This is a genomic window from Weissella paramesenteroides ATCC 33313, from assembly GCF_000160575.1.
Classification (GTDB): domain Bacteria; phylum Bacillota; class Bacilli; order Lactobacillales; family Lactobacillaceae; genus Weissella; species Weissella paramesenteroides.
In genome coordinates, this window is record NZ_GG697128.1 from 337,759 (window position 1) to 349,315 (window position 11,557).

The window sequence follows — 11,557 nt, forward strand, 5'->3', positions numbered from 1 at the left end:
TTATGCACCACCTTCTACAAGTTCAGATAATTCTTCCCATCGTATCATCTTTGCTTCTAATGCGTCATTTGTTTGCTCTAATTCTTTTTGCAAATCCGCTAATTTTGTAAAATCATCACCACTTATATTCATTTCTTCTTCAATAGCGCTAATTTTACTTTCTAAATTGGCAATATCATCTTCGATAGTTGCCCATTCTTGTTTCTCATTCCAAGTCAGCTTTTTCTTTTTAGGAACTGGTTTTTTATTGACCTTTTCGTCTACTTCAGCAACTGGTTTAGTGGCCTTTACATCAAGAGTTGGTGCACCATACGTGTCCAAATAATCACTGAAACTACCATTGTAGCGTATGATTGCACCCTGTCCTTTAAATATCCACAGTTTGTTAGCTACCTTATCTAAGAAATACCGATCATGAGAAACAGTTATCACCGTACCTGCAAATGATCGTAGATAATCTTCAAGAACGGTCAAGGTACCAATATCTAAGTCATTCGTTGGCTCGTCTAGTAGTAATACATTCGGTTGTTGAATTAATAATTTCAGTAAATACAGCCGGCGCTTTTCACCACCAGAAAGCTGTCGAATTAACGTACCATGCATGAATGGTGGGAATAAGAATTGCTCCAATAATTCAGCAGCCGAAATGTGATTACCATCCGAATCCGTAACCTCTTCAGCAACTTCACTTAAATAGGCAAGCACTCGCTTATCTTCTGGTATTGGTTCGGTAATTTGCGTATAATACGCCATTTTAACGGTTTCACCAATTTCAATCACACCACTATCTAGTGGCTGTTGCCCTGCAATCGCATTTAAAAGGGTTGATTTTCCAGAACCATTTGGTCCGGTGATACCAATCCGTTCATTACCTTGCACCAACTCACTAAAATCTTTTAAAATCGTTAATTGATCAAATGCCAAATTTGCATGGTCAATATTGATAACTTTTTTACCTAAACGCGTTTGTCCAAGATTGACTGCAACTTCACCTTCAACCTGACGAGTTCCCTGTTGTGCCGCTAATTCTGCAAAGGCATTTTCACGAGCTTTTTGTTTGGTAGAACGGGCTTTCGCACCCGCATGCATCCAAGCCAATTCTTTTTTGTATAACTGTGCTGATTTGTGTTCTGCAACAGCTTCAGCACTAACTCGTTCAGCCTTGGCAGTAACATATTTCTCATAGTTACCATGATATTCATAGAGTTTCCCAAATGATAACTCAAAAATACGATTGGTGACACTATCTAAGAAATACCGATCATGAGTCACTGTCATGACGGCACCGGAATAATTAGCTAGATACTTCTCCAACCACGCAATTGAATCAAAATCAAGGTGGTTCGTGGGCTCATCTAATAATAATAGATCTGGTGCCTGAATAAGCACTTGAGCAAGACCGACACGCTTACGTTGACCACCAGATAGTGCAGATATTTGTAAGTCCAAGTTTGGTAGGTGTAATTGTGTCAGAATATTTTTAACTTCAGACTCAGCTAACCAGGCATCTTGTTGCGTCATTTGTTGTTCTAGTCTAGTGTAACGAGAAAGTCGCTTTTCATCAGCTGGATTTTCGGAATATTCAGCTAGTGCCGCTTGATAATCACGAATTAACTGAAAGACTGGTTGGGCACCACTAAAAATGGCATCCATCACTTTTTTATTTTCATCTAGTGGTGGTTCTTGCTGTAAATAGCCAATCGTGTAGTCATTTGGTGTTTCAATTTGACCACTATCAGCAGGCACAACTTTTGAAACAGCATTTAATAACGTTGTCTTACCTGTACCATTAACACCAACGATTCCCACACGGTCACCTGTCTCAATCAAAAATGACACTTTGTCTAACAGTGTTTTTTCACCATAGACACTATGTAGATCTGTTGCCCTTAATTGCTTCATTTTATATTATTTCTTCTCTTTCTCTACAATCTCAGCAGCAGCGTGCAATAAAGCCGCTCGCTCATTCTCTAGCCCACCAGTTACAACCCGATGCTCTAAGTCAGCTAATATTTTCCCAAATAATGGTCCAGGTGCAAGATGCAAACTTTTCACTAGTTCACCACCATTGATGGCCAATTCTTGTTTATGTTTAATAGGTAATGCTTGATAACGCATTGACAAATTGTCAACATTAGCGCTAATTTCACTTATTTTGACAGTAGCTAAAGCTGTCGTAATGGCATCCTGTGTTTGATAAAGATCCCAATCGTTAACATCACCAAGACGCAGTTTATTCATCAGTGTAATGACTGACTTTGCCGTCTGAATCATTTCATTTGGTTGCTTCCATAGCTTTAAGAATTTACTCGTATCCTGTGGATTTAATCCCAGCTCGAAAGATAGTAATGACCAAGCTTGGCTATCATCAGCAGGCTGCGCAATTTGTAATAATTCAGCATAGGCAGCTAGGTCCTGATCTGTGCTTGATAACCCCGGCATAAATCTGTTCAAGCCACTCTTAATCATTTCAACTAAACCATAGCTAGCTGAAGTTCCCTGCATGAGTTTACTAAATTCAACATTGATCCGTTCCACAGCAATGTTTGCTAGCAATGGTGCGTTTTCTGCAATCGCCTTTTGCGTATCAGGATCGATTTTAAAGTCTAATTGGGCAGCAAAACGCACTGCTCTCATCATGCGTAATGCATCTTCGTGAAAACGTTCCTCAGGTCGGCCAACAGCTCGTAATACTTTAGCTGACATATCCTGGACACCACCAAATAAGTCAATGACCTCACCATCTTTTGTTAAAGCCAGTGCATTAACCGTAAAATCACGTCGCTTTAAGTCTTCATCTAAGGATCTAACAAATTTCACCTCATCTGGGCGACGAAAATCTGTGTAGGTTGATTCTGTTCGAAATGTGGTTGTCTCATAACCAGTGCCATGATCCAGAATCATAACCGTCCCATGTTCGATACCGGTATCTACCGTACGATTAAATATTTTCTTAATTTCTTCAGGATAAGCCGAGGTCGCAATATCAACGTCATGGATTGGTTTACTGAGCAATGTATCACGAACCGATCCACCAACAAAATACGCCTCATAACCCGCATTTTCTATCGTTTCTAAAATCGGCAATGCCTCAATAAACTCCAATGGCATTTTATTTATTTTCATGTTGGGCCTCCTTTTTTCTACTACTACTCAGTATACCAGACACCTTAATCTTTTTATGAATCGTGTACACCATAGAATGCACGACTCATAAATGAATGAGCATTCATTTATTTTTAGTTTTCCCGTCCATCGAGTACTTGCTGGGCTAATTGCAATGCATGTTCTTGTGTATCTACGACTGCCATGAAACCAGTACGATGTATAAATACGATACCATCTTCTTTTACTTGTGGAATCGCATGCTTAACTTCAAAACTGCCATGGGTTACTGGAACACCTTGTATCATCCAATTACCGTCTTTTCTAGGTAATACAACAAATACTAATTGATCAAATTGCTCAGCATAATCTTTCCAAGGTCCCGAAATTGGTAATAATAAGATTTGATTAGATACGAATGTTGCTTGTTCAATAATCGCCTGTTGTGCGATTTGCTTAGCTACTGTCTTTTTGACCCGATTTTCCAAAATCAATGTCGCACAAGCCACTGCATGATTAAAACTATTTGTTTCATCATCTTCTTCATAGAAGTCATTAATCACATCTGGTACTGTGAAGACTTCACTTTGGTATTCGGAAACACCATTATCCAATGCATCGATACCAATAACGAAGCTACTATCAACATGACGATGAACCGCCTTAATAATTTCTTCTGATAAGTCAGGAACTAATTTTTCAATATATTGTTGACCAAAAGTTTGCCAAATTAACCCAAACGCAGCCATTGGTACCCCGTTTTGATGCTGACGAGTATCATCAATGCCATGATGATCAAATTCACCACCACCAACATCATAAACCAAATTCTGATGATCATCAGTAACGATTTCATCACGTGTTCTAATGATTGTCAATTCTGGGAAAAGCTGTGTCATAATAACACTCGCAAAGACATCATCTGCGTGAAACTTTCCATTATGTGTGACTAAGTTTTTATACATCGTTAGTCCTCCAAATTACCTTTTTTCCTACTCTCTATTGTACACGTCATCTGCTAATAAAAAACGTTGATTTGCCGAAACAAATCAACGTTAAACATTTCAGATTACTTTTTTACTGAACAGTAACAGACTTAGCCAAATTACGTGGATGATCAACATCTAATCCACGACCAAGTGATGTGTAATAAGCCAACAATTGCGCTGGTACGACACTAACCAACGGTGTCAACAATTCATTAATATCTGGTAGTACAAAATCATCCTCAGGTTTGGCAATAGCTTGTGTCACAATCGTATAAGTTTTCGCACCACGAGCTTGTGTTTCAGCCAAATTACCACGAACTAGTCCAGCTAAACGTGGTTGGGTCATTACGGCAATAACTGGTGTATCTTCTTCAATTAAGGCTAATGTACCGTGCTTTAATTCACCAGCAGCAAATCCTTCAGTCTGAACATATGAAATTTCCTTTAACTTCAAGGCAGCTTCCAATACGACTGCTGAATCTACACCACGCCCAATGTAAAATGCATGGTGTGCTGGTACAAGCATTTCCTCTGCAACTTCTTGCAGCTGCTCTTTATCATCGATAATTCCCTGAATAGCAATGGCAATCTTTGATAATTCTTGTTCTAAATCTAGATTTAACGCTTCACGGTCTGCCAAAGCATATGCCAAAATAGCCTGCAAAGTCACTTGTGCAACATATGCTTTCGTTGATGCCACAGCAATTTCTGGACCAGCGAGTAGTGGCAAAGCGTAAGTTGCCTCACGCCATAGTGTTGATTTTTCAACATTAGTCAATGTCAATGACTTGAAACCTTGGGCATTGATATTTTGCAAAACCTCACGTGAATCTGCCGTCTCACCAGACTGTGATAGGAAAATAAAGAATGGCTTTTCTGATAATAATGGCTGCTCATAAGCAAATTCTGATGACACATGAACTTCTGTCGGTATACCAGCCCAACGTTCAAAGAGCCGTGCCCCAACTAGTCCTGCATGATATGAAGTTCCAGCAGCAACGATGTAGATACGATCCGCTGCTAACATATCCTTCACAATTCCTTCACCAATTTGTGGCTGACCATCCTTAGGTAAGTAACGTGAAATTAATTGTCGAATCACAACAGGTTGTTCATCGATTTCTTTTAACATATAAAATGGATAGGCACCCTTATCTGTTTCAGTTGCATCAATATCTAGATGGAAAGCCTCACGAGAAATTGCATCGCCATTAGCAGCGAATAATTGCACATTGTCTGGATCAACGATGGCAATTTCACCATCATGTAATTCAATAAAATCATGTGTCTGATCCAGCATAGCAACGGCATCAGATGTAACGACATTAAAATCTGAACCGATACCAATCAACAAAGGTGACTTTTGCTTAGCAACATACATGCGTTCAGGTTCTTCACGATCCATTAGCAAGAAACCATAGGCTGAATTACGATCCATCAATGCAATTAACTTCTTAAGTGCGTTAACAGTTGTTTCGCCTTCCTTCACAAACTTATCAATCATTTGTACAGCAACTTCTGTATCAGTATTTGATGCAAACTGAACGTCTGATAAATAATTTTGCTTCAATTCTGCATAATTTTCAATCACACCGTTATGAACTAAGTAAAAACGACCATCCGCAGAAACATGGGGATGCGCATTTGCTACAGAAGGCACACCATGGGTTGCCCAACGAGTATGTGCAATACCGGCAGTTCCCTTGACATTTTTCTCTGAAACCAGTTTTACTAGTTCTGAAACACGGCCGTTTTCCTTAACTAGTTGATCTGTGCCATTGGCCTCATCTGCTACATATAAGCCAGCAGAATCATAACCACGATATTCTAACTTTTGTAATCCTTTTAATAGAATAGGTGCTGATTGGTAATTATTTCCAGTAAATCCAACAATTCCACAGAACATATTTTTCTCCTTATACAACTAATACAACGTTTCCACTAATGGTATAGTATTTTTTTGTTTTTTATTTTAAGTACAATGACCATTATCACGCGTTAATTTGTATCAGTCAATGAATTTATAACGTTTAACTATCTATTTGGTCTAAATTGGTATAGATTTTATTAATGTGCGAAATTATCATAAAAAAAGACTGAAACATTATTATATGTTCCAGTCAGTAAAAAATAATTTTATTTTTTAATAATCATCGCCAAATTAGTGAGCCTTGTGATGTCCACAAGCCTTAGGGTGGCGCTGAATATCCATGTTCTTATATGCACGAACAGCGCGATCAACTTTCTTGTTCAACATATTCATTCCGAACATAAAATTACCTCCCTTTTTCATTTAATTCATGTAAAGATAATCTTTACATTACTGTAATATTAACCTGTGGACTAATACTAAACTATTTACCTTAAAAAGTCAATAAATTATGCATTGACTTCGCCGTGAAGGTCATAGTCTAGACCGTCTTCTTCAACAGCTTCATCAACTCGTAATGGTGTAATCAAGTTAACAACTTTCGCAATAATAAATGTTAAGACAACAACTAGAACAATTGTTACCAAGATTGCCCCAAGTTGGGTACCCATTAATTGCCAACTAACTGATGTCCCAGCCAATGGCTTTGAAGCAAAGACACCGGTCAAAATACCACCAATGACACCACCAACACCATGCAATCCAAAAGCATCTAGTGTGTCATCATATCCCAATCGATACTTAATCACAGTTGTTGCAAAATAAGCACCAATAGCAACAATAATTCCCATGATCATCGCACTAGCTGGTTGCACGAATCCAGCAGCTGGTGTGATAACAACTAATCCTGCCACACCTCCAGAAATAGCTCCGGAAATACGTACGCGCTTGAACAAGATAAAATCAAGAATAACCCAAGTTAGCATAGCAAAAGCTGCCGCAATATTTGTATTTGTGAAAGCAACAATTGCAACTCCATCGGCTGCTAAAGCAGAACCAGCATTGAAACCAAACCAACCAAACCAGAGTAAGCCACCACCAATAACTGTTGCTAATAAATTGTTTCCTGACGTATCAGTGTTCACTCGCCGCTTACCAATCATTAAAGCTAAGACCAAACCAGACACACCTGATGAAATATGAACAACATCACCACCAGCAAAATCCAGGGCGCCATGTTGTGCTAAAATTCCGCCGCCCCAAATCATGTGTGCCAATGGGACATAAACTAGCAACATCCAAGCAGTTAAAAACAAAATAAATGCCTTAAAATTCATACGACCAACAACTGAACCCGCAATAATTGCCATAGTAATCATTGGAAACATTCCTTGAAAGAGTGCAAATAGACCATCTGAGATACCTAAACCTCGTGTACTCTTTGTCATAGAGACATTATGAAGAAATGCTGCATCTAGGTTACCAATAATATGTCCTGAACCGCTAAAGGCTAATGAATAGCCAACTGTGAACCAAACGACACCACCAACTGCAATCGCAATCATAACCATTGCCAATGTATTAACCGTTGTCCGTGTTTCTGCTAAACCACCATAAAATAACGCCAATCCAGGCACCATTAACCAGACCAATCCTGCACTTACTAACACCCATGCGACATCTGCACCATTCATTTTTCTCACCTGCGCTTTCTTGAAATAACTTAACATCAGTATAAGCACATACCCGGCGAACGTAATAAATTGTGTTAACAATGCTAACATTTGGTGGTCTAGACAAATAGTCATAGCTAGTCATTATAGACTGAAAAGGACGTCAATCTACCTATTTGAATTCGGTAGATTGACGTCCTTTAAACGAAGTTGGGATAGAGAAGTATGCCAACCTGTAATTTTTATAGCACAAACGCGTTCCAAAAGTCAGAAGCCTCAATGTAACGCAATTTAATTTGTTGGTACACCGATTGAACTCATTTCAGATACTGAAACATTGCCACCATAAAGTGGTCCAGTTTGTGCAGCTTTTAGACCCAATGACTTGCGCAAGACATTGGTTGCACGTTGTTGTTCATCACTTGAAACAACTTCGGTTGAACCTGATGACAAGCTATACCCTGTACCTTGAATATGATCATTTGAAATATGTCCAGCTGCTTTCGCATACTTACGGGCAATTGTAATCATATCATTATAGGTCAAATCCGTTTGTGTTGAGGATGAAACTGAATCTAAGAATCCTGAGTCCAATAGTTTTGTTGGATTATTCTTCGCAGCTTCAATAATACCTTGCAAAACTAGTCGTTGACGTGTCTGACGACCATAATCTCCCTGCGGATCATTATAACGCATACGAGAAAATGCTAAGGCTGCTTTACCATTCATTTTTGAGTAAGTCTTGCCATTGTGTGAATACGTACTTGATCCTTCAGTAAAGCTGTACAAATTACTTCCCGTAGAATGTGCCGTATCTGGGTTAAAGTTGAATGTTAGTGGTGATGTTACTGTGACACCACCAATTTTATTAACAACCTTCTCCATACCACCCATGTTGACCAATGCATAGTAATCAATTGGAATATTTAACCACTTTTGCACTGTCTTAATCGTTGTCGCCGCTGAACCATATGAATAAGCCGCATTGATTTTTTGTGGGAATGTATTTTCATATCCGACAATGGCAATCAATGTATCACGTGGTATTGACATGATTGTTGTCTTATTTGTTTTTGGATTGATCGTCAAAACCATGATTGAATCCGTACGACCTTTGTAGTTACGGTTTAATTCTCCCGTATCAGTACCCAACAACAAAATAGAAATTGGCCGGCCGTCATTAAGAACACTTGAAACATCACGTGCCTTCTTTATGTTTGGCGCAACATATGATTTATCAATGGCACCTTTGGTTTGCATATATGCGTAACCGAATAGACCAGCCACAGCTAATATGATCAGTAACAAAAGGCTCAAAATCGTATTACGTACCTTATGCGATTTCTTTTTACCCTTTTTGTTACCACGTTCTGAGCGAGATACCTTTTGCTCATCATCCATGATTTGTCCTCCCTATTTGCCAGCAAATAAAAATTGTTGACACTCCTACTCCTGAAACAGGCATTATTTTGTGTAGTATATTCCACCTATAAAGCATTATACACAAATAAACCAATGAATAAGTAACAAATTTATTAAGATATAAAAAAGAATTGAGAACGATTTGTTCCCAATTCTTTTTAGAAAATAACCATCAACTAGATAGTCAACAATTCTTTTTCTTTTTCAGCCGCAATTTCGTCAACATTCTTAATAGCAGCATCCGTTGCCTTTTGAATGTCATCTTCAATATTGTGTGCTTCATCTTCTGATAAGTCGTTGTTCTTTAATGCTTTCTTCGCATCATCCATCGCATCACGACGAACATTTCGAACAGCAACCTTTGCTTTTTCTGATTCTGCCTTAACTTCTTTAGCCAAATCTTTACGAGTTTCTTCAGTCAAAGCTGGAATTACCAAGCGAATAACTGACCCATCGTTGGCTGGAGTCAATCCCAAATCAGATGCAAAAATAGATTGCTCAATCCCTTTTAAAACAGACTTATCAAAGGGCGTGATCAACAATACACGTGCCTCAGGTACAGTTACCGATGCTAATTGATTAAGTGGTGTCTCTGCCCCATAGTATTCTACTGTAATATTACGTAGAATTGATGGATTAGCAACACCCGCACGGATATTACCTAATTCACGACGTAATGCATCACCAGCCTTGCTCATACGCTCTTTTGCTGATTCAATAATTGCATTAGCCATAATTCTAATCTACCTCCACGGTTGTTCCGATATTCTCACCCAAGACAACACGCTTAATATTGCCAGATGTATTCATGTTAAAAATCACCAGATTAATATCGTTATCCATTGATAGTGTTGAAGCAGTTGAATCCATCACTTTAAGCCCCTTAGCAATAATGTCTTTATGCGTTAGCTTTTCAAACATCGTTGCGTCTGGGTTTTTACGAGGATCGTCGCTGTATACACCGTCAACGCCATTTTTAGCCATTAGAATAGCTTCAGCATTAATCTCGGCGGCACGTAAGGCTGCAGTTGTGTCCGTTGAAAAGTATGGTGAACCAGTACCTGCACCGAAAATCACAACACGTCCCTTTTCTAAGTGACGAACTGCCTTTCGACGAACGTAAGGTTCAGCAACTTGCCGCATTTCAATAGCAGTTTGTACACGTGTGGGAACATCGTGTGATTCAAGTGCGTCTTGCAATGCCAATGCGTTCATAGTTGTACCTAACATACCAACATAGTCGGCCTGTGCACGTTCCATTCCCAACTTTGCACCAGCTTCACCACGCCATAGGTTACCACCACCAACAACGATTGCAATTTCAACACCTAGTTCATAAACTTCTTTGATTTCCGCTGCGATATTGTTAACAGTTTCTGGATCAATACCATACCCACGCTCACCGGACAAAGCTTCACCTGAGAGCTTTAACAATATTCGTTTGTACTTTACATCTGCCATTATTTTAATCGCCTCGGTCTCTATTCACCCATTTGAGCTGCAACTTCAGCAGCAAAGTCATTTGCCTTCTTTTCGATTCCTTCACCAACTTCATAGCGAACGAATGAAACAACCTTGCTGTTCTTGCTTGCAACATACTTAGCAACAGTTTCTTTACCGTCACCCTTTACGAATGGTTGGTCAACCAATGCAATTTCTGCCAAGAACTTGTGCAAACGTCCTTCAACCATCTTTTCCTTGATGTTATCAGGCTTACCTGCTAAGTCTTCTGACTTCATTTGAACGGCCTTCTCGTGATCCAAAACTTCTGCTGGCACTTCTTCAGCTGAAACGTACTTTGGTGCAATTGCTGCAACGTGCATTGCAACGTCCTTTGCAACTTGTTCATCTGAACCATCCAACAATACAAGTGATGAAATACGACCACCCATATGTGAGTAAGTACCAAATACTTGACCTTCTGCTTTTTCAACAACTGCAAAACGACGTAGTGTAATCTTCTCACCAGTGATTTGTGTCGTGTGAATAATCATGTCATTTAATGTTTGATCTTCAGAAACTTTTAGTGCCAAAGCATCTTCAACATTTGCTGGTGCATATTCAACAATTGCGTTGGCAACAGCATGTAACAATTCGTTAAATTCTGCATTGCCAGCAACGAAGTCAGTTTGAGAGTTCAATTCGATGATAGCAGCTTTGTTGTCCTTTGAAACAACATAAGTCATTCCTTCAGCAGCAACAGCGCCGGCCTTCTTAGCAGCCTTTGCCATTCCCTTTTCACGCAAAGCATCAATTGCCTTGTCCATATCACCATCAGTTTGAACCAATGCCTTCTTGGCATCCATCATTCCAACGCCAGTCTTTTCACGTAACTCTTTAACTTGTGAAGCAGTAATAGCCATTTTATGGTCTCCTTGTATATGCTAAATCTTATCTCAACTAGTATACACGAAAATATAACGATTTTCTATACACATATTAGATATCTAGTAATCATTTTACATGAGTTTTGCGTAGAGCGCAAAAAAAGCTTATTC

Annotated in this window: 9 protein-coding genes; all 9 read right to left on the bottom strand. The window is 39.1% G+C overall.

All coding sequences use genetic code 11. The features are described from left to right. Nucleotides 1-1,902, bottom strand: a complete 1,902-nt coding sequence (locus HMPREF0877_RS01550; RefSeq protein ID WP_002827380.1) for an ABC-F family ATP-binding cassette domain-containing protein — start codon at nt 1,900-1,902, stop codon at nt 1-3. 6 nt (nt 1,903-1,908) lie between these two features. Then, nucleotides 1,909-3,126 carry a CCA tRNA nucleotidyltransferase gene (locus HMPREF0877_RS01555; protein WP_002827381.1) on the bottom strand — a complete coding sequence of 406 codons (1,218 nt, stop codon included), beginning with the start codon at nt 3,124-3,126 and terminating at the stop codon, nt 1,909-1,911. A 113-nt stretch (nt 3,127-3,239) separates the two neighbouring features. Continuing rightward, entirely contained in the window at nt 3,240-4,070 is an 831-nt protein-coding gene (locus HMPREF0877_RS01560) for an MYG1 family protein (protein WP_002827382.1), read from the bottom strand. Between the two features lie 112 nt (nt 4,071-4,182). Then, nucleotides 4,183-6,000, bottom strand: a complete 1,818-nt coding sequence (gene glmS, locus HMPREF0877_RS01565) for a glutamine--fructose-6-phosphate transaminase (isomerizing) (RefSeq protein ID WP_002827383.1) — start codon at nt 5,998-6,000, stop codon at nt 4,183-4,185. Between the two features lie 473 nt (nt 6,001-6,473). Further along, nucleotides 6,474-7,658: an ammonium transporter gene (locus HMPREF0877_RS01570; protein WP_040760239.1), complete on the bottom strand. Its 1,185-nt coding sequence runs from the start codon at nt 7,656-7,658 to the stop codon at nt 6,474-6,476. Nucleotides 7,659-7,928: 270 nt separating this feature from the next. Beyond that, a complete protein-coding gene (locus HMPREF0877_RS01575; protein ID WP_002827386.1) occupies nt 7,929-9,038 on the bottom strand; it encodes an LCP family protein in 1,110 nt (369 codons plus the stop codon). Nucleotides 9,039-9,235: 197 nt separating this feature from the next. Further along, nucleotides 9,236-9,793 carry a ribosome recycling factor gene (gene frr / locus HMPREF0877_RS01580; RefSeq protein WP_002827387.1) on the bottom strand — a complete coding sequence of 186 codons (558 nt, stop codon included), beginning with the start codon at nt 9,791-9,793 and terminating at the stop codon, nt 9,236-9,238. A 4-nt stretch (nt 9,794-9,797) separates the two neighbouring features. Beyond that, complete coding sequence (gene pyrH / locus HMPREF0877_RS01585) at nt 9,798-10,520, bottom strand: UMP kinase (RefSeq protein ID WP_002827388.1); 723 nt, start codon at nt 10,518-10,520, stop codon at nt 9,798-9,800. Between the two features lie 20 nt (nt 10,521-10,540). After that, on the bottom strand, nt 10,541-11,422 hold the full coding sequence (gene tsf, locus HMPREF0877_RS01590) for a translation elongation factor Ts (RefSeq protein ID WP_002827389.1): 882 nt from the start codon (nt 11,420-11,422) through the stop codon (nt 10,541-10,543). Between the last annotated feature and the right edge of the window lie 135 nt (nt 11,423-11,557).

What these genes read in the sequence shown, in the direction of transcription:
- HMPREF0877_RS01550 (WP_002827380.1), bottom strand. Translation starts at nt 1,902, where the DNA reads ATGAAGCAATTAAGGGCAACAGATCTACATAGTGTCTATGGTGAAAAA.
- HMPREF0877_RS01555 (WP_002827381.1), bottom strand. Translation starts at nt 3,126, where the DNA reads ATGAAAATAAATAAAATGCCATTGGAGTTTATTGAGGCATTGCCGATT.
- HMPREF0877_RS01560 (WP_002827382.1), bottom strand. Translation starts at nt 4,070, where the DNA reads ATGTATAAAAACTTAGTCACACATAATGGAAAGTTTCACGCAGATGAT.
- glmS (WP_002827383.1), bottom strand. Translation starts at nt 6,000, where the DNA reads ATGTTCTGTGGAATTGTTGGATTTACTGGAAATAATTACCAATCAGCA.
- HMPREF0877_RS01570 (WP_040760239.1), bottom strand. Translation starts at nt 7,658, where the DNA reads ATGAATGGTGCAGATGTCGCATGGGTGTTAGTAAGTGCAGGATTGGTC.
- HMPREF0877_RS01575 (WP_002827386.1), bottom strand. Translation starts at nt 9,038, where the DNA reads ATGGATGATGAGCAAAAGGTATCTCGCTCAGAACGTGGTAACAAAAAG.
- frr (WP_002827387.1), bottom strand. Translation starts at nt 9,793, where the DNA reads ATGGCTAATGCAATTATTGAATCAGCAAAAGAGCGTATGAGCAAGGCT.
- pyrH (WP_002827388.1), bottom strand. Translation starts at nt 10,520, where the DNA reads ATGGCAGATGTAAAGTACAAACGAATATTGTTAAAGCTCTCAGGTGAA.
- tsf (WP_002827389.1), bottom strand. Translation starts at nt 11,422, where the DNA reads ATGGCTATTACTGCTTCACAAGTTAAAGAGTTACGTGAAAAGACTGGC.